15 protein-coding genes are annotated in these 20,174 nt (G+C 45.8%); 12 read left to right on the forward strand and 3 right to left on the reverse strand.

Features of this window, described 5'->3' with window-relative positions; genetic code table 11:
* From GTH32_RS09140 to GTH32_RS09155, 4 genes are read left to right on the forward strand one after another with little or no spacing between them, the layout of a single operon-like run.
* A complete protein-coding gene (locus GTH32_RS09140; RefSeq protein WP_163084962.1) occupies window positions 1-702 on the forward strand; it encodes an SDR family NAD(P)-dependent oxidoreductase in 702 nt (233 codons plus the stop codon).
* Entirely contained in the window at window positions 699-2,042 is a 1,344-nt protein-coding gene (locus GTH32_RS09145) for an ANL family adenylate-forming protein (RefSeq protein WP_163084964.1), read from the forward strand. Before GTH32_RS09140 ends, GTH32_RS09145 begins: the two co-directional genes overlap by 4 nt.
* Window positions 2,039-2,695, forward strand: coding sequence for an acyltransferase (locus GTH32_RS09150; RefSeq protein ID WP_163084965.1), 657 nt, complete (start codon window positions 2,039-2,041; stop codon window positions 2,693-2,695). The genes GTH32_RS09145 and GTH32_RS09150 overlap by 4 nt, the downstream gene beginning before the upstream one ends.
* A 1-nt stretch (window position 2,696) precedes the next feature.
* On the forward strand, window positions 2,697-3,761 hold the full coding sequence (locus tag GTH32_RS09155) for an acyltransferase family protein (protein WP_163084967.1): 1,065 nt from the start codon (window positions 2,697-2,699) through the stop codon (window positions 3,759-3,761).
* A 188-nt stretch (window positions 3,762-3,949) separates the two neighbouring features.
* Here GTH32_RS09155 and GTH32_RS09160 read toward each other — a convergent pair whose 3' ends face one another.
* The gene (locus GTH32_RS09160) at window positions 3,950-4,321 is read right to left on the reverse strand and encodes a hypothetical protein (protein WP_163084969.1); all 372 of its coding nucleotides are present in this window, start codon (window positions 4,319-4,321) and stop codon (window positions 3,950-3,952) included.
* A 318-nt stretch (window positions 4,322-4,639) separates the two neighbouring features.
* On the opposite strand from GTH32_RS09160, the gene GTH32_RS09165 reads away from it, so the two are divergent.
* The 6 genes from GTH32_RS09165 to GTH32_RS09190 all read left to right on the forward strand — a co-directional run bounded on the left by GTH32_RS09165 (window position 4,640) and on the right by GTH32_RS09190 (window position 14,742).
* Complete coding sequence (locus GTH32_RS09165) at window positions 4,640-6,829, forward strand: serine hydrolase family protein (RefSeq protein ID WP_163084971.1); 2,190 nt, start codon at window positions 4,640-4,642, stop codon at window positions 6,827-6,829.
* Between the two features lie 70 nt (window positions 6,830-6,899).
* Window positions 6,900-8,102, forward strand: coding sequence for an MFS transporter (locus GTH32_RS09170; protein ID WP_246223203.1), 1,203 nt, complete (start codon window positions 6,900-6,902; stop codon window positions 8,100-8,102).
* A gap of 16 nt (window positions 8,103-8,118) precedes the next feature.
* Entirely contained in the window at window positions 8,119-9,909 is a 1,791-nt protein-coding gene (gene pdxR, locus GTH32_RS09175; protein WP_163084973.1) for a MocR-like pyridoxine biosynthesis transcription factor PdxR, read from the forward strand.
* A gap of 116 nt (window positions 9,910-10,025) precedes the next feature.
* Window positions 10,026-10,880 carry a carbon-nitrogen hydrolase family protein gene (locus tag GTH32_RS09180; protein WP_163084975.1) on the forward strand — a complete coding sequence of 285 codons (855 nt, stop codon included), beginning with the start codon at window positions 10,026-10,028 and terminating at the stop codon, window positions 10,878-10,880.
* 91 nt (window positions 10,881-10,971) lie between these two features.
* Window positions 10,972-13,380 carry a TonB-dependent receptor gene (locus GTH32_RS09185; protein ID WP_163084977.1) on the forward strand — a complete coding sequence of 803 codons (2,409 nt, stop codon included), beginning with the start codon at window positions 10,972-10,974 and terminating at the stop codon, window positions 13,378-13,380.
* Between the two features lie 9 nt (window positions 13,381-13,389).
* Window positions 13,390-14,742, forward strand: a complete 1,353-nt coding sequence (locus GTH32_RS09190; protein WP_163084979.1) for a tetratricopeptide repeat-containing sulfotransferase family protein — start codon at window positions 13,390-13,392, stop codon at window positions 14,740-14,742.
* A 58-nt stretch (window positions 14,743-14,800) separates the two neighbouring features.
* Here GTH32_RS09190 and GTH32_RS09195 read toward each other — a convergent pair whose 3' ends face one another.
* Window positions 14,801-15,739 (reverse strand): LysR family transcriptional regulator, encoded by a 939-nt coding sequence (locus GTH32_RS09195; RefSeq protein ID WP_163084981.1) that lies wholly within the window; start codon window positions 15,737-15,739, stop codon window positions 14,801-14,803.
* Between the two features lie 98 nt (window positions 15,740-15,837).
* On the opposite strand from GTH32_RS09195, the gene GTH32_RS09200 reads away from it, so the two are divergent.
* A complete protein-coding gene (locus GTH32_RS09200) occupies window positions 15,838-17,277 on the forward strand; it encodes an NAD-dependent succinate-semialdehyde dehydrogenase (protein WP_163084982.1) in 1,440 nt (479 codons plus the stop codon).
* Window position 17,278: 1 nt separating this feature from the next.
* Window positions 17,279-18,565, forward strand: a complete 1,287-nt coding sequence (gene gabT, locus GTH32_RS09205) for a 4-aminobutyrate--2-oxoglutarate transaminase (protein ID WP_163084984.1) — start codon at window positions 17,279-17,281, stop codon at window positions 18,563-18,565.
* 378 nt (window positions 18,566-18,943) lie between these two features.
* Here the strand turns inward: gabT and GTH32_RS09210 are convergent, their stop codons facing one another.
* Window positions 18,944-20,152: a porin gene (locus GTH32_RS09210; protein ID WP_163084986.1), complete on the reverse strand. Its 1,209-nt coding sequence runs from the start codon at window positions 20,150-20,152 to the stop codon at window positions 18,944-18,946.
* Between the last annotated feature and the right edge of the window lie 22 nt (window positions 20,153-20,174).

Genomic DNA, 20,174 nt, shown 5'->3' on the forward strand with positions numbered 1-20,174 from the left:
ATGTCGAGAATTATTGTAATAACGGGGGCTAGTAGAGGGCTAGGCTTAGCAATGGTTAAGCATTTTCTTTCTCTTGGCGACACAGTATATGGCCTCTCTCGCTCGTCAAGTGAGCTAACCCACGCTCAATACCATCATAGTGAAGTGGATATTTCTGATGCAAACCAAATAAAACAATTTTTTCTCGAACTTCGGCGACAAGTAAGCCATCTTGATGGGTTAATTAATAACGCTGGCATCGCTAGTATGAATGCTTTTGCCACTACACCTGCCGATACGATTCATAATATTTTTCAAGTGAATGTGCATGGCACATCTCTTTGCTGCCAAAAAGCATTGAGCTTATTGAAAAAAAGCCCCCATCCAAGAATTGTAAACCTAACCACCGTTGCTGTACCGCTATTATTAGAGGGGGAGGCGGCCTATGCAGCTAGCAAAAGCGCAGTGGAAACCCTAACTAAAATAATGGCGAAAGAATACGGCCATTTTGGCATTACCTGCAATGCTATTGGCCCTTCGCCGATTGCTACTGCACTTATTCAAAACGTCCCTAAAGAAAAGATTGATAAACTCATCCGCAGGCAAGCTGTAAAGGAAATGGCCGAGGAAGCAGACGTATTAAATGCGTTAGACTTTTTCATTCAACCAGAGAGCCGAATGATTTCAGGTCAGGTGTTATATCTTGGAGGGGTCTCATCATGATAAAGCACTTTATTGATATTATGCGCAGCAGCCCCCAGCACGAAGCAGTGGTCTCCTCCTCTTTATCCATTACCTATCAGCAGCTACTCGACAAAATAGTCTATTTTGAAAGGTGGTTGCAAGAGCATCAGGTACCGAAAGGCGCGGTGGTTTCTTTTGATGGTGATTATTCCTCTAGCGCCATTGCATTGTTCTTAGCGCTGGCTAACAACCACAATATCGTGGTGCCCTTATCCACCGATTCAAAAGCGCATTTTGATGATTTTCGTGACATTGCACAAACTGAGTACGATATTGCCCTAGGCACAGATGACGCGGTTTTACATAAAACGGGCCGTGTAGCAAACCATCAGCACTACGATACCCTAAAGCAGGGTGATGCGCCTGGGCTGGTTCTTTTTTCGTCGGGGAGTACAGGCAAAAGTAAAGGCATTGTTCAAAACTTAAGTAAACTCATGAGTAAATTCACAGTGCCGAGAAAAGCGCTGAGAATGCTCATATTTTTGCAGCTTGATCATATTGGAGGTGTCAATTCGCTGCTTTACGCGCTAGCGAATAAAGGCACTGTAATTGTAGCACGGGACAGGTCGCCCACTAAGGTGTGTGAAGCCATACAGCAATTCAATGCACAAGTGCTTCCCACATCTCCGACTTTCTTAAACTTGCTATTAATGAGTGGCGTTTATAAGCAATACGACTTGTCGAGTTTGCAGTTGATTACTTACGGCACCGAACCTATGCAGAAAAGCACCTTGGAGCGACTAGCTCAGGCCTTTCCCCAAACTACCTTTCAGCAAACTTATGGGCTTTCCGAGGTGGGAATATTGCGTTCAAAGTCTCGTGACTCTTCGTCATTGTGGGTGAAGGTAGGAGGCAGTGAATTTGACGTGAAAATTGTAGATGGGACCCTGCGGATACGTTCGCAGTCGGCAATGTTAGGGTATTTAAATGCGCCCAGCCCATTTGATGAAGATGGGTTTATGGATACCGAAGATTTGGTCGAACAGGACGGCGAGTGGATACGCATTCTTGGTCGTAAAAGTGAAATTATCAATGTCGGTGGAGCAAAGGTTTTTCCGGCAGAGGTAGAAAGCATCTTACTGGAGATGCCCGAGGTAGAGGATGTTGTGGTATACGGCGTGCCGCACCCAATGACAGGTAAAGTAGTGACCGCCAAAATTAAACCAAGTTCTGACGTTACGCCCCGTGAGTTAAAGCTGAAAATGAGGCAGTTCTGTGCGGATAAACTCGCCAGTTACAAGATCCCCAGTAAGGTAATACTAACTGAAGGCACAACCTATAACGAGCGCTTCAAACGAATGAGACGCGAGGTGAAATGATGACTACAATAACCCATACCCATAAACCCTTAAGTGGCAGACAAGTCGCAAAATGGGGGCTGCTTTTTATCAGTCAGTTGATAATGTCACCGTTTATTATTCTATGTAAAATTGAAGAGTGGCTGTCAGCAGGGAAGTCTGAGTCAATGTTTAGTATGTGTACGCATTTCGTTGCGCTGTTGCCAGGCATGCCAGGGGCATTTTTGCGAAAAGGGTTTTATACCTTAACCTTAGATTTTTGTTCTCCTGATTGCCATATTGGTTTTGGTAGCTTGTTTTCCCACCGTAGTGTGAGAGTAGAACGTTACGTTTATATTGGTATGTACACCATTATTGGCTCTGCCTCCATTGGCGCTCATAGTTTAATTGGCAGCCGCAGTAGCATAATAAGTAGAAACGCGCTACATGAAATGGGCGAGGACGGGCATTGGACCGCCTACAGTGCCGATAGCGTAAGCCAAACCAACATAGGCGAAAACGTTTGGATAGGCGAAGGAAGCACTATTGCCGCCAATATAGGCGATAGAAGTCAGATTGGCTCTGGATCGGTAGTATCTAGCGATATTAAATCAGGCATTTTAGCAAGCGGCAATCCGCCGCGTTTTATCAAAAAAATTGAGGTGCCAGCGGCGGTCCGTTCGGAGACCATTTAATATGGCTGCCTCGATGGAAGGCCGACTCAACTTTATCGATTGGATGAAGGCGGTTGGCATGTTTTTAATTGTTGCAGGCCATGTGATAGGAGACCCCTATTCTGCCTTTAATCAGATTGCTCAGCCCGCTTATACAAAACAATTAGGCGTCGCGTTTTTTGTGTTTATTACTGGCTGGGGGCTGGCCAATTCAAAAAACGTTTCGCTGTACACCTTGTATAGTCGGCTATATTTGCTTTTCGCCTATGGGCTTATTTTTGCCTTATTATTCATGATTGTGGGTTTCGCTTTTGGCCCATCGCTGCAGCTAAGTAATTTTCTGCCCCTTATGTTTGGCGCAAACGTATTTTTTGATAACTTTCCCGCCAACCCCACTACCTGGTATATAGGTACCTATTTACACTTACTTCTCGTATGGTTTTTCTGGCTGCGGCATAACCCCGTAACCTATAAAACGCTAATACTTGGTTTTATTATTGAAAATGCGGTACGTACCGCCTTACTGTTTAGCGGTAATATATATATCGCATACATGTTGTTTCCCAGTTGGATAAGTATATTTCTACTCGGTCATTATCTCTCTCAAAAGAAAGATAACTTATCGCTTCAACGCGCTCTGGCTGTTTTTTTAGTGTGGCTAGTTGTAGCCATTGGATGGAGTGAATTAATGCAGCACATTGTAGTAGGTAGAGAAATTCCTTTTCGTCATTTACTCGGGCGGGAAGTGTGGACACTCCCTCTCCAATCGCTTTTTATCTCATTTATCTATATCGTAAGTACCTTATTGTTCTTTCATTTTGCGCGCAGTTTGCCAGCCAGTAAGTTGGTACAGTTTTTCTCGCGAAATACCGTTGTTCTTTTCATTATTCATGTGCCTATTATTTTTGCTTTTTATCCCACTTTTTATGCGTGGATTGATGGTGTCGAGCAAATTTACAAGCAAATAGCACTGATCTTAATTATCTATATAGGCTGTGCGTTCGTCTCTGAGTTTCTTAATCAGAGGTTGAACTTAGAACGGTGGAAAATGCCGCTGTGGCGTGAGTTAGAAAAGCGTTTTTTGTAATGCGCCTTCACTATAAAATATGAGGCAAAGTGACTAAGGGTAAAGCCGCTATGCGAGTAGAAAAGGCATTGCTTGTTGATGGCTTGCAATAAATAGGCAGTGTTGCTGAGAGGGTGGGGGAGGACCACTACAAGGAATTTGGAAAAAGGGGCTAACGAATGATAGCCCCTTATAGCGTATTCCTTGGGTTAGTCGTTTTTATCGCATTCGCTTACGTCACCGCCCATCTGCTTTTTCATTTTAATACACGCTTCACGCACTTTCTCAGCGGCTGCGCCTTTTAGTTCTTCCGTTTTTTCAGCGCCTTCTTCCATCATTTCGGAAGCTTTATCTTTGCCATCTTCATACGCATCCGATGCGGAGTCTGTGGTTTCATCCCATGCGTCTGATGCACTTTCTTTTGCATCTTCATAAGAGTCAGCGGTAGTATCACTCGCGTCTTCCATTTCTACCATCATCTCCTCTTTTACTTCTTCTGCTGACTCTTCTTTAGAATCAGAGCAGGCCGTTACGCCAAGTACCGATAGTAATAATGCTAGCGCGATTGTTTTTGTTTTCATTGTGAAACTCCTTTTGCCGAATACAGTAAGTGTATATAAAATCTCGTTATCAACGAGTTATGCAGGTACTAGTATTAATTCATGAGGCGTTCTCTATGATATTCCCTACTACCTGTTAAAACTCAGTTTAGCGTAAATATTAAACATTGGTAGCCTTTTCGTTACTTATTGGTATTGGTTTAAAAAGGTTCTTAACGAAGCTAACTTGCGAGTTCTAATAGTTTTTTTCGTCTGGTACTAAGCAAAAATGCAACTGGCTCTGTCGTCTTTTTCGTATTCCCCTAGTCTGAATAAAAAAACAACAGTGACGAGGGTGATATGCGTTTTCGACTTTTCTTTCTATTTCTTCTAAATAGCTGTTTTACAGCAGTGATGCCACTGGCCGATACTATCTACGCGAATAACTTTCAGTCTGCGTCTGCCAGTTATAGCGAATGGACGGCAGACGGAAACGGTAACGATGCGATTAACTTATATCAGGGTAATTACTCTCTACGTCATGATGGACTGCGTACCCTTACTGTTAAAACCTCTACGCAAAACTATGAGAGTGTTTCTCTTTCAGCCGATGTGGCGGGGTTGTACTTGGTTTCAGGTGATGCATGTTATGCAGAATACTCGACTGATAATGGTGGCTCTTGGCAGCAGATTGCATCTGTCGTTAATGGACAAGACAATGGCGCATTAATCACGGGTACGGTTAACGCAGGGTTAGACGATATAAGCGCACTGCTAATACGCTTTAGAGCCTATACGTTGTACGGGAATTATTGCTACGGTGACAATGTGCTGCTGACGGGCGCTGCATCGACAAACCCAGCATGCGATTTTGATTGTTTTGAGGGCACGGGCAATGTTAACCGTACCAACCTTACACTTAGCGAGCTATTCGATAGCCAGCCAATCTCACTGCTCGACTATAGCCACTACGGAGTGCCGATTGGGGCTTCGAACCCTACCAACGTATTTGAGGGAAACTTGTCGCTAACAATTACGCCAGGAACGCTCATCGAGCAGGGAACCAACTTGGCCTCAGCCTATACCAACCCTAATAGTCTGCCTGCGTTTAACTTTTCTTTTGTGCAACATGGAACACATATCATTCCCACAGAGCGTCAGATTGTGAATACAGGACATAGTGCGTGGGAATGGGCGCTTCTTCCTGGAAAAGTATGGGATGAGGCGAGTGATAATGGCTACTCTCGAGTGGCTTTGCCCTTTGCACTGCAAGAAATAAACGCTAATTGTACGCACAATGGTGTGATGACGTTTTTGTTTAAAAACGACGGTAGCGTATCAAATGTGGCCTATCAAATAGCACAAGAAACCTGCACGTACTTTAAATTCAACTTACATGGTAAAGTCAGCGCGTCCTACACCCCTGCTAGCGTGAATGAGCGCGATACAATTGTTGCTAATTACGAAAGCGAATATGCTAACCGGTTGCCTGTTAAGCCCTTATCTTCGTTGAGCGCAGACTTCCCCACCTCGTCAGTACTTACCGCGAATATTGGGAGCGATCAAAGCAGTGCAGATATGACAGCTTATGGCGTTTTATATCAAGGCACCCACTATCGAGGAAGCTGTCAAACACGCTACGGCGACTATCCCTTTTGCGAGGTTATGGCGCTGCCAAGTTACTCTACAGCAAAAACCATAGTGGCAGGGCTTGGCACTATGCGCGTGGAACAAAAATACGCAGGTAGTCAACAGAACCTTTCGGTGAGTGATTGGGTGGATGAATGCGGCGCAACACAATGGCAAGATGTTACTTTGCTAAATGCCCTTGATATGGCTACGGGTAACTACGATTCAGCGGTAGATTCAGTAGACGAAGGCGCACAAAAAACCTTAGATGATTTTTTCCTGGTTTCATCCCATGCAGATAAAATAAATCATAGCTGTAGTTATCCGCGCAAAGCATCGCCCGCAACCCAATTTGTCTACCATACTTCAGATACTTATATCGTGAGCCGTATGTTGCAACAATACTACGCCCATCAAGAAGGGAGTATTCGTGACTATTATAGCGATTTACTGGTGGAGGATATATTCAAGCCGCTTAACTTAAACCCGCTAATTTATGAAAGTAAACGTACGTATTCCACCCAATCTCAAGTATGGGGAGGCTACGGACTTACCTTAACAGGGGATGATTTCGCTAAACTTGGTAGGTTTGTTGGGCAAAGTGATGGCCAATTAAACGGCCAGTCCTTACTTGATAACACCTTATTAAGGGAGGCTTTGCAACAAACCTCAGCCGGCGGTCTTAGTAGCGGTGTGGGCAGCCGCTACCAACATAGTGTATGGGCCTATGATTTAAGTGCTTCGTCACAGGCAAACTGTACTACTCCCACCTGGCTGCCATACATGTCGGGGTTTGGCGGTATAGGCGTAGTTATGATGCCCAATAATATGGTCTACTACTATGTGAGTGACAACAGCGAGTATGGTTTTATCAAAACCATCAAAGAATTAGAAAAGATTAGCCCTATATGCGGGTTATAGAAATCTGGCGCCTTGTTGAGTAACCAACTGGCACTAACACGGATTGGCCAGTTTAAGTAGGGTGAATGTTATGTTAACCACGCAGAGCAATATTACAATGAGAGCAGTTATGACAGTTGACCCTGAAGGGATGGCCGCACGGATCATTTTAGCCTTCCTTGCCACCGCAGGGCTGTTTTATGTCAATATAATGCCCGCGATAGTTTCAGGCCTTATCGATTCCTTAGCATTTAGCCGCGCAGATGCCGGTTTAGTCGCTTCATTCAATATTTATGGCGCTGCAATCGGGGCTTTATGCGCTGTATTTATTATCACCCGAATTTATTGGAAGCCGTTGGCGATAGGGTTGTTAATAGGGTTAATGAGCTTTGATATGGCGTCTATGTGGGTAACAGAGCCCTTTACAATGAAACTTATCCGTGGGCTACACGGTATGATAGGTGGTATGTTAGTGGGGGTTTCATTTGCGGTTATTGCAAGAGTGAGCCTGGTGCATAAAACCTTTGGCTATCTGCTATTCGTCCAGTTTGGTTTTGGCGGGTTGGGTGTAATGTTGCTGCCCCCGCTCGCGCCAGTCTACGGCACCTCCGCTTTATTTTTATCGCTGGTGGCCTTCAGTGCCTTTAGTCTACTAATGTTGTTTTTGTTGCCTGCTTACCGTGTTGAAGATATTCCTACCCCCACTATTGCCGGAGAAATTCGCTGGCGCCCATTAGGCGCAGCGTTACTCTCTGTATTTTTGTTCCAGGCGGCAAATATGGGTCTATATGCCTATATTATTGACTTAGGTAAGTCGTACGGCCTTACGCTTTCATTCATGGCTCCGACACTAGGTATTTCAGCGTGGGCAGGACTAGTGGGGGCGTGGTTAGTTATTGTATTTTCTACCCGTTTTGGGCGTACGCTACCATTATTTATCGCTACTTCGCTAACGTTGCTTGCCACCATTGGGTTGCACTACAGCGCCTCCCAATCTATTTTTTGGCTCGCAAACGTTCTGGTAGGGGTCACCTGGGCGTTTTGCATTGCCTACCTACTTGGAATTTGTGCCGAATTCGATAAGGAAGGAAAAATGGCGGCGCTTGGTGGCTTTGCTTCTAAAACTGGGCTCGCCTCTGGGCCATTAGTTTCAGCACTTTTGCTTAATAGTCAGGGCTATACCATGCTAATCAATGTAGCAGCTATCGCCTTAGTTGGCTGCTTATTAATATGCATATACCCTACACAACTACTTGATAAATTAGATAAAACGGTTCAGGATGGCGTAGGCTGATGATAATAAGAGCAGTATGCTACAACACCTTTTCACTCTTGATGATGGTACTACAAGCCTTCAGCGCCAGCTTCAGCGTAAATTAATAGAAGCTATTCTAAACGGCTATTTTGCGGCGGGGTCTCGTATGCCCTCGTCGCGCAAATTAGCTGAGCAGCTTGGCGTGTCTCGTAATACTGTCGTCGCCGCGTATGAGCAATTGAGCGACGAAGGTTACCTTGTTAGCCGTGAGAGAAGCGGTATTTTTGTTAGCACTCATGTGTTTGACGAGCATGCCGAATCGACAAAGCCTGAATGTATTAAAGACGATCAGCTTAATTGGCAAGCCGCCTGCAACCCCTTCAGTATCGAGTCTTCTGCACCGCCATACCCCGACAATTGGGACGATTATCGCTACCCGTTTATTGACGGACAATATGATCAATCTTTATTTCCACTTAACCAATGGCGAGAGTGCTCTCGAATAAGTTTAAATGTCGATGAGATAAAAAGCTGGGCGCGGGATAGTGGCTATGAAGATGATGCGAGCTTAATTCACGAGATTCGCACGAAAGTACTTCCTCGACGTGGCATTCAAGCGCAGCCAGATGAAATACTTGTGACCTTGGGTTCGCAGCAAGCTTTGTATTTAGTCAGCCGTTTGCTTATGAATACTTCTACGTTGTTAACAATGGAGGAACCTGGGTATCAAGGTATACGCCAGTTAGCTCAACACAATTTATGCCCCATACGCTTCGCCAGCATAGAAAAAGATGGCATTGCCCTTGACGATGTATCGCCGCAAACCCAACTGCTGTACGTCACGCCTAGCCATCAGGTGCCCACTGCTGTGACTATGTCAAAAGAAAAACGAGAAGCGTTAGTGGCGCGGGCAAATAAAGACGACTTTATTGTTATTGAAGATGACTATGAAAGCGAGGCTAATTTCATTAGCAATCCAAACCCCGCCCTAAAAAGCCTTGATAGCCAAGGGCGGGTTATTTACATTTCTAGTTTTTCAAAAGCGCTCGCGCCTGGTTTACGGCTTGGCTTTATGGTGGCAAGCCCGGTATTAATTAAGCGGGCAAGACAATTACGCGCGCTAATGCTGCGTCATCCGCCAGCGAATAACCAACGCATTATGGCGTTATTCCTTTCATTAGGTTACTACGATATGACTATGCGGCGGCTGTATCAGGCTATTAATGAACGCTGGCAGGAGTTACGTGAGGCGCTCAATCATTACTTAGGGCCTTATATAGTTACCAGTGAAACCATGGGAGGAAGTACCTGTTGGGTAAAGGGGCCGCCAGGCTTAAACAGCCAAAAGTTCGCCGCCGCGGCCGCACAAAAAGGCATTTTGATTGAGCCTGTTGACCGTTTTTACGGTGGTCAAGAGAAACCAGATTCTTTCTTTCGTCTAGGGGTTCGAAGTTTACCAAAAGAGAAAATTCGGCCGGGTATTGAAGAGCTCGCTAAGCTTATTGATGATATTCGCGCTGACGGCGATCCGTCATTTGGTTGCCATCTAAAAGGTGAAAAACTTAAACGCTTTCTCTCGGGGGTAAGTTTCTCGGGGCATACTGTATTTGGCGATCCGTACTGTATCACCTTGCACCCCGACGGCAGTATGAAAGGCGTGGAGGGGCATAATAACGAAAAAGTAGATGAAGGTACCTGGTGGCTGAAAGACAATGTTTGGTATCGTCAATGGCAGCAATGGTCTTATGGTGAGCTTTTAGGGTTTGATATTTATATTACCGAAAACCGTATACATTGGGTGCGAGACGGTAAGTTAGTTGATGCAGCAAATTACACTAAACCGTAAATTACTTCCAAGCTGGCCCCACTTAGAATCTCCATCTGGACCTACTCACCAACATCTTGGCATTTTACTCTGTCATTCAACAGGAACTATACACCTCGACTGACAGGAGAGTGACTATGACGGTCATGAGCATCGCCGGTTTACAGCTTGCACTACCGGCGAACGAGAATAATTTTGACGTAATTGCCAAGGAAGTGCGCAACGTCAAAAAGCGCTTCCCCCACGTATCAATGGTAGTACTTTCAGAGCTTGCTACCTTTGGCCCAGCCCCCCGTTATGCGCAAACTCTACCGGGAGAGTGTGAGTCAGCTTATTCTGAATTGGCTTGTGAGGTAGGTATATGGTTAGTTAACGGTTCAATATTTGAACGTGACGAGAACCGTGTGTACAACACCAGTTCGGTTATTTCGCCAGCCGGTGAAGTGGTTGCACGATACCGAAAAATGTTCCCATTTTTACCTTTTGAAGAGGGAATTTCATCCGGCAATACGCCCTGTGTGTTTACTATTCCAGACGTTGGCACAATAGGGCTATCTATCTGCTATGACATGTGGTTTCCGGAAACCACGCGGGCGCTCGCATGGCAAGGGGCTGAGGTGATTATTCACCCCACACTAACCAATACAATAGATCGAGATGTCGAACTGTCTATCGCACGTAGTACCGCGGCGGTAAACCAATGCTATATGGTGGATATCAATGCAGCATCACCTATGGGCGTAGGACGTTCAATCATTGTCGGGCCTGGTGGGGAAATTATTCATCAGTCAAGTAGTGAGCATGACGTTATGCTGTTTGATGTTGACTTTGACTATGTGCGGCGCGTGCGGGAGCGCGGTTGGCAAGGGTTAGGGCAACCACTTAAAAGTTTTCGGGACCATCCTCTTAACTACCCCCAATACCAAGCTGAAGCGCGCTCTAAAGCGCTCGATGGGTTAGGCCCACTAAAAAAACCAGATAATCTGGCCTAACAAAAAAGTAAAACTGGTACTAACCAACATTAGGCAAAATTTTTACAGTCAAACTAGACATAAAAACAAAAGATTGAAGGGAAACAGACTGATGAAAAAGAATAAATTTACGCCATTCACTTTATCACCCTTGGCATTGGCCATGGGTTCAGCACTATTTAGTAACCTTGCTCTGGCACAAGAAAGCAATGTGCCGGAAGGGCGCACCATGGAGCGTATCGAAGTCACTTCCTCTCGCCGAGTCTCTACTATCGAAGAGACGCCCTACAATTTATCCGTGGTTAATGGAAGTGAGCTTAGCGAACGCAATATTGTCGATGCGGTTGAAATGATCCGTAGCGTTGCCGGAGTAACGGCTGTAGACCGCGGATATCGAAATTCCGGTGTGCTAAATAATATTATTATCCGAGGCATGAATGTAGATTCCTCAGGTAATGGTGACTTCGCACTGAATGCAGCCCCTACGGTTTCATCTTACGTCAATGATACCCCCCTATTTGCCAACTTTATCCTTAAAGATATTGATGCTGTAGAGGTGCTACGCGGACCCCAAGGAACCTTGTATGGCTCAGGCGCATTAGCTGGCACAGTACGCTATCGGATGAACCGGCCCGAGTTAGAATATTTTAGCGGTAATGTTAAAGGCGCCATTAGTCAAAGCGAAGGCTCCGAAGGGCTAAATCAAAACTACGATGCGCTAATTAACATCCCAATCTCCGATACAGTGGCATTTCGCGCGAACGTTGGGGTGATCCGCAATGACGGCATCATCGACTATACCAATGTTTACCAGCTAAATAGCGAGGGAGCGCCGGTAGCGGTAGACGGTGACATTGCTGAAGGGGATCCTTCGTTTAAAAGTATAGAAGATGCTGACACGGTGGACATAGATTACGGCAGGGCGTCTATCTTGTTTGCACCTTCCGATACCTTTAGTGCGCTTCTATCCTATCAGTATCAGTCAGATGAAATAGGCGGGCGTCGTCAAGTTACTACGGGAGCCAACTGGGTATCTGGGGAAGAACAAGATTACAACGACTATGAAAATGGCGCGATACAACGTGAGCCTTCTGAGCGAAAAGTTGATCTAATGTCCTTGGAAATGGAATGGAATTTGGGTTTTGCCACGCTATCTTCAAGTACCTCAGATTATGAGCACACTGGAAGTTCTATAAGCGATAACACAGGTTTCTATGCACAAAATAACTGGTTCGCGTGGTTCTATGGGGGCGCCCCTCGCCCAATGGCAAGTGCTATTCGCTCTTATGAGGACAAAGGCTTTACCCAAGAACTTCGGTTAGTTTCTTCACCAGGTAAAACCTTTGACTGGATTGCCGGCGCCTTCTATCTCGACCAAGACACAAAAGCCACGCAAGACAGTATAATGCCAGGCTTTTCTGAGTGGGCTATAGCAAGTGGGTTTGATCAAACCTTAGCAAGCTGGGGCGGTACCTTAACCGACCAAGACTTCCTTTATCGTGATAACGGTAGTGTGGAAGACCTATCTGTATTTGGTGAAGTAACTTGGCATGTAAATACCAGACTTGATTTAACGGTGGGTGCCCGTCGATTCGACAACGAAATTTCAAATGATACAGAAATTGAATTGCCCATATATCCAGGTGCTTCCGAGGTGAGCGCTACTACCGAAGAAAGTGATACGCTATTTAAAGTAAATTTATCGTACGATGTTAATGAAGCCATGATGATTTATGGCACGGTTTCCGAAGGCTATCGGCGTGGTGGAACCAGTGCCATTCCGCTTACTGGAGGCTTTGCTGAAAACCCTGCTTACCTTAATTACGATTCTGATTCAGTGACGAACTACGAGTTGGGTGTAAAAGGCAATACCGGAGAAGTATTCTATGCGCTAACCCTCTATAGAATGGATTGGGACGACCCTCAGCTTAACGTGACAACGCCGAACTGGGGCTTTTATGCCGCGGTTAATGGGCAATCTGCCCGCACGCAAGGGGTGGAGTTTGAAACCCGGGGCTACCTTACCGATACCGTGCAATACGGCATACAATACGCCTATACTGATGCTGAGCTTACCGATGATCTTTATATCCCCGCAGGCACTCAGGACAGCCCTAGTGAAGTATTGCGGGCAGAAAAGGGGGAACGGTTACCCAGTACGGCAGAGCATACGTTTAGTGCAAATTTAGAGCACTATTATGAACTTGAAGGTGAGTACTATCTACTTAGTAGGGCGAGCGCTTACTATCAGTCTGATTCACGAAATGCGTTAGGGGACGACCCCGTTTTTGACATTATGCTGCCCTCCTTTTGGATTGCTAACCTAAGTACGACTTTACATGCAGAGAACTGGAGCGCTAGTCTATACGTGAAAAACCTATTTAACGAAGAGGGGATCACGGGCGTATTATCTGAAGGGTATATGGGAACAGATCCGCAAGAGAACTTTTACGGAAATGGGTCTAAATCTTATATCACGCAGCCACGCACCATAGGGGTGGCACTTCAATATCAGTTCTAGGAGTTACCTTTGGAACATATTGTCCGGCCTCTTCTTAAGGCCGGTAGTTGGTTAAAAGCACAACAGGCCATTGAGCGCTATCTTAATGGCTTAAGCAGCCCTTCGGTTGAGCAATTGGCCGAAGCCGCCTATTGGCGCTGCCAAGCCAATGATTTTGTTGGGGCTACGCACTTATATCAGCAGGTGTGTTTACGCGCACCTGCGCATCCCACCTATCATTACAATCTAGCCTCCACCCTTAGAATAACCGGCGATATTAGCGGTGCCGACGTTGCGCTTAGTGAGCATATTAGGAAAAACCCTGACGATGCAGAAGCACACTGGCTTAAAGTTCAGCTAGGCCGACAAACCTATGATCACCGCCGTATCGCTCAACTGACTAAGTTAACCGAGGAAAAGTTTCCCCCTAAACAACGTGTACATGCATGGTACGCGTTAGGCAAGCAGTATGAAGATCTACGCCGTGATGAAGCGAGTTTTAACGCCTATAAGACCGGGGCAGACCTGCGTCGGCGCTATTTAAAATACTCAGTAGCCAATGACAAGGCTATTATGCAAACCATTGAAACGAAGTTTTCTTCTCAATGGTTTGATGAAACCAAGGGGAAGCCACAGGGGGAAAGTGCGGTTTTCATTGTGGGTATGCCCCGTAGCGGTACAACCCTTGTTGAAAACCTTTTGGGGGCCCACCAAGAGGTATCGATGGGGGGAGAGTTAAATACCTTTGCGAGCAGTATGATGGAGGACGTTGCTAGAGGCGGAACGCCGGCCTCTATTGAGCAGGCGATTAGCCGTGCAACGATGTGTGACTTTAGCGCTATCGGACGTAGTTATCTTACCGGGACTCGCGATTATGCAAGCAAAACAAGACTTACCGACAAGCTCCCGCTTAACTTTTTGTATTTAGGTTTAATACACAAAGCGCTACCTAACGCTAAAATTATTCACATGACACGCCACCCCATGGATACCTTGTGGTCAATTTACAAGCATCTGTTTACGCATGCTTACCCGTTTTCTTATAACCTTGCAGAAATTGCTGACTACTATATTGCGTATCGCGCCTTGATGGCGCATTGGGAGCAGCTATTCTCGCGTGTGGAAAAAAGCCCCCTGCTAACAGTGAATTATGAAACCCTGGTCGCAAACCCTGAGGCAGAAATGCAGCGTATAAGTCGTTTTTGTCAGGTTGACTACGACCCCAACTGTTTTAACTTTTACCAGCGCCCCTCTAGCGTAACTACTGGTAGTGCGGCTCAGGTGAGAGAACCTATCCATAGTCACGGCATAGGGCAGTGGCAACGTTATGCTTCACAACTCGTTGACGTGCAGGAAAAGCTAGCTGGCGCGGGATTACTTTAGGCTGTCTTTTATCAGCGTACAGGTCTCGTCGTATATCTCTAGCATAATTGCACAAGGGCTAGGTACTAGCTTTCCAAGTATCGCTTTGCTGGATATGCTGGTTAAATATACGTGTAAATAACGCCACTTTTTTCGGCTCAGCCGGTACCTGTTTATGTACCAGCGACTGGGCAAAGTTATATTGATAGCGTGTAGGGCATATAAGCCTAAAGGTATGACTTTGTACCTCGTTGTGTACGTAACTACCGGGTAGGTAGCCAATATATCTACCTGACGCTATCAACGCCTTTCGCGAATCGAATTGATAGGCATGGGCACCATGGGTGAGTTTTTTTAATTGCTCCCGCCCCTGCTGACTTATTTCAACCCCGGGGACAACGGCCGGGTATTGAGCCACCAGCGTATCGTTAATATCTTCATCACTTATGCTAAACAGAGGGTGGCCCCGGGCACAGCAAAGATAAATGGGCTCATTAAGTGTGTCGCTATACGATAACCCCGCCATTTTTCTATAGCCCGGAAATATACCTACGTGCGCTTTGTCTTTAAGTAGTGCCTGCTCAATGTTTTCTATACGATCACCATCTAAGGTAATAGTGAGTTCAGGCGCTTGCTTGAGCAAGGAGTCTATCGTGTCAGCGAGTAGGCGATGTCGGGCATGATCAAGCACGTCTGCGTGAAAAATAACCAGAGGGCCGCGAATGTCATCGCTTATTTGCGATACAGCATGAGAAAAGTCGCCCAGTGCTGCAAATAGAGTTAAACAGGCCTGGTAAACACTTTGCCCGTCAGGAGTAAGTACAAAGCCACCTCGCCCTCGATGGCAAAGCGTTAGTCCCATGCGCGACTCAAGGTTGCTCATATGCACACTGATTGTTGAGCGCGTAATGCCAAGCTCGTTTTCCGCTGCGGCAAAGCCATTATTCTCTACCACCGATTTAAAGACTTTCAGTAGCTTTAAATCGTATTCAGTTATTGCCCTTCCCGCTATCTTCAAAAGTTTTATTCCATCAAACTAAAGGTTGAATGTTTGTTATTTAACGATGTTATCAACCCTGATTCAATAGCTTTATTGATAAATAAATAGGAATTGCTATGGGAAACACATATCAAGATTTCATCATGCCGGGCTCTTTGGTCAATGGTGAATGGTTACACAGTGATACTAGGTTCTCTATTTTTGATAAAGCCACGGGCGAGCAATTAGCCTCGCTTGCCAACGCACAAGTATCGGATATGGAAATGGCTATAAGCCATGCAAGTGTTGCATTTGATTCTTGGCGATATACCAGTGGCCTTGAGCGGGCTCGCTTACTTATGGCGTGGTATGAAAAGTTGATAGAACATAGAGATGCGTTGGCGCAGCTTCTGACAATGGAACAAGGCAAGCCCCTTAGCGAAGCAAAAGGAGAAATTGACTATGGTGCTGGGTATATACGTTGGTTTGCAGGAGAGGCTGAACGTATCGATGGCGATGTTTGCGCGGGAGTAAACAGTACACAACACATTCAGGTAGTGAAAAAGCCCGTAGGCGTTGTTGGCGCCATAACTCCTTGGAATTTTCCTAACGCAATGATTGCGCGAAAGGCTGCCGCGGCCTTAGCTGCCGGGTGCGCCTTTGTGGGGCGCCCGGCAGCAGAAACCCCGCTTAGCGCACTTGCAATGGCAAAGTTAGCGCAAGATGCGGGGATCCCTGCGGGCGTGTTAAATATTGTGGTAGGGACAGACGCAAAAGCGCTCGGCAAAGTGCTAACGCAATCAGAGCGCGTTGCGAAATTTTCTTTTACAGGCTCCACAAGGGTGGGACAGCAACTTATACAGGACTGCGCACCAACAGTTAAGCGGGTGTCCATGGAGCTAGGAGGCAACGCCCCTTTTATTGTGTTTGAAGATGCTGATATTGACGCTGCGGTGAGTGCAGCTATGCTGGCAAAGTTTCGAAATGCCGGGCAAACCTGTGTGTGTGCCAACCGCTTTTTGGTGCATCGGAGTGTGCACGATAAATTTGTTAGTGCGCTGATGCACAAAGTAGCAACGCTTAGTATAGGTAATGGCTTGAACGGGGCTGATATAGGGCCACTTATCGGTATTCACGCGGCAGAAAAAGTAAACACGTTAGTGGTAAAAGCACTCGCTGAAGGCGCATCTAAACATTTCGGCCAAGAATGGACAGGCAGCGCATTCTACCCCCCCACTATATTGACCGACATAACAGCAGAAATGGCTATTTTTGGTCAAGAAATATTCGGCCCGGTGGTAACCGTAATTCCCTTTAATGACGAAGCCCACGCGGTAAGTTTGGCTAATCAAACTGAATATGGCCTAGCGGCTTATATTTTTACTAACGATTACACACGTATGAAGCGAGTTCCAGATCAACTCGACTATGGCATGGTGGGCATTAACGAGGCGGCTATCTCAAACCCAGCGGCTCCTTTTGGCGGCGTTAAGCATTCCGGCTTCGGTCGAGAAGGTTCTAAGTACGGTTTAGATGACTATTTATCCATTCAATATCGCTGCATAGGAGGCTACTAATATGGCGACAAATATTTCTCTTCAACAACGCAAGCAAACGGTTTTCGCCAAAGGGCAGGGTAATTTGTATCCCGTCTATGTTTCCCATGGAAAAAACGCAGAGCTATGGGATGTAGAAGGTAATCGTTACCTCGATTTTGGTACCGGCATAGCGGTATGTAATACCGGTCACGCCCACCCTGATATCGTTGAGGCAGTTACCGGGCAAATGGAGAAGTTCAGCCATAGCTGTGTCATGATTAATCCCTATGAAAGCGCGGTTGCGCTGGCAGAAAAACTGGTAGAGCTTGCTCCGGGGGATAGCGCTAAAAAGGCCATGTTTGTTACTACAGGGGCAGAAGCAGTAGAAAACGCGGTAAAGGTCGCGCGGGCGTACACAGGGCGTCGAGGCATTATTGCCTTTAATGGCGGTTTTCACGGCAGAACGAATTTAACCATGGGGCTTACCGGAAAGGTAACACCTTATAAAGATCATTTTGGCCCATTTGCTGGTGATATTTATCACGCGCCTTTTCCAAATACCCTGCACGGTATATCTGAAAAGCAAAGCTTGGCTGCGTTATCTACGCTGATGAAAGTAGATATTTCGCCTAAGGATGTGGCGGCTATTATTATTGAACCTATTCAGGGAGAAGGCGGATTTTACGTGGCTTCCCCCGCGTTTTTGCAAGCACTACGCGCACTATGCGATGAGCATGACATTTTGCTCATATGTGATGAAATTCAAAGTGGCTTTGCACGCACAGGACGCATGTTCTATACGCAAGCCGCAGGTATAGAACCCGATCTAATAACCATGGCGAAAGGTATCGCTGGGGGTATTCCACTTTCCGCGGTTGTAGGTAAGGCGGATGTTATGGATAGCGCGCCTATAGGGGGGCTAGGGGGCACTTATGGCGGCTCTCCCTTAGGTTGCGTAGCAGGGTTGGCGGTTCTCGATATCATTCATAGGGAAAACCTTTGCAATCGGGCTATGATGATAGAACGCCAGTTTAAAGAATCTTTAAATGCGCTTAAATCTCGTTACCCAGACGTGATTGCAGAGGTGCGAGGGCACGGTGCGATGATTGCGATAGAATTAATGCAACATGGAGAGCCCAGTCAACCTAACCCCCAGCTCACTAAAGCCATTATTAGCAAGGCTCTCGACTATGGATTAATTCTGCTAGCGTGCGGCTTTTATGGCAATGTCATCCGTTTTCTGCCACCTTTGACTATTGATGAAGCGCACTTAAGGGAAGGGCTGGAACAGTTTTCCGCTCTTTTTGAAGAAGTTATGACGGCCTAGAGCGGGCGCGATATTTGGCCGCTAAGCCTTTCACCTTTCTGTGGTACTGAATAAGTAATAAAACCACTTGTTCATAAAAAAGAAATAGGGTATCATTAAAAAGTGAAAAAATAACCAAGGGGGCTTATTATGCTAAAAGCAATCACAAAATGTTTCAAACCCAAGCACCCATACGCAGTAGCTGCATATGTTGGCCGTAAAAACGCGCAACGTATTTTCGATTGTAAAATTGAGAAGAAGAAAAAACTTCTAGCGCACCACTAGCTGCGAATTTGGCTCCAGACAGGAGTAATGTCCTTCCTTAGATGGATGATGTTAGGCAAACAAAAAATCCGATGATTAACTAATCATCGGATTTTTTTGTTTAAAACGTTAGCGTTAAAACGTGACGTCCCACTGTACTCGAAAGCGAGTCTCATCTACAGTAGCTAAGGTAGCCTGCTCAATATCAAACTGAGTAATATCAGCGGTGAGTTTATTGCGATGACCATTGAAAAACCAGTTTGCAGCGAGGGCTTTTTCAACGTGTCGCTCATCATTTGTATTGTCTACTTCTTCATAGGTAGCGTAGCGTAAGGCTATCTCTAACGGCTTCGGCCACCAATTAAAACGCGCGTGTCCTAGATACCCCGCTTGCACGTAGTAGCCGGTATATTCTGTATCTGTATTTTGTACGCCCGCGCTATCTGAGATATTTTTTTTATGAAACTCTCCTTGAGCACTCAAACCACGGTACATCAATGCAAAATCAATATTATGCTGATCAATCTCGTATTGATTATCTATACCCTCTTCGAAGCTTTCTAATTGCCCGCCGCCGGAAGAGGAAAAGCGAGTAAACGCACTCTCGTTTGTTGAAAAACTTATAGCCATGGATGCATTCAGCGATTTAGAAAAAGTAAGGTCGCTGGCATTAAAGCCAAAGTCTTCTCCGGCTATATTCCATTGCACGCGCCCGTAATAAAGAGGCGCACCGCCGTCATTTTTATTGCTACCTAAGCCGTTACCTGTACCTACGCCCAACCAATAACTTACGTTGGGAATATGTTGGCTGCCTAGATTACCGTAAATTGCCGCGCCTTGTTGACGATCGATAGTGAAAATTCGATTGATTATTGAGCGATCTAACATTTGTTGTCCGCCGCTACTCACGCTGCGCTCTCTAGAATATTCAAATTTCCACTGGCCCGTTTTAAATTTTAACCCGTCGTTTTTCTCTACGTTCACGGTATACGATAATAAACGACTGCCATCCAAGTCATATTCGAGGGCGAATTTTAACCAAGGTTGATAGGCGTGGCCCTTTATCTTTAGCCGTGCTCGGTTAATACCTATCTCTTCATCACCTTTAGAATAGTTAAGATAATCTTCAAGTGAAGTGGGTTGGCTATCCGAGGGTGTAGCAATGCGTGCTTGAATACGCGCTTGAATTTGCATCTTATAGCGATTATCAGTGGTCTGAAAGGTAAACCCCTTTTTATATGACATATCAGCGTCGAGTTCGTTCGCACTAACACTCGCAGGTGATCCAGCTATGCCCACTAATAGCGCACTAGAAATCATCCCCGCTGTAAAAAATGTTCTCATAAGGCTCCCATAAAACACACAG

Source organism: Alteromonas profundi (assembly GCF_010500865.1).
GTDB classification, from domain to species: Bacteria; Pseudomonadota; Gammaproteobacteria; order Enterobacterales; family Alteromonadaceae; genus Alteromonas; species Alteromonas profundi.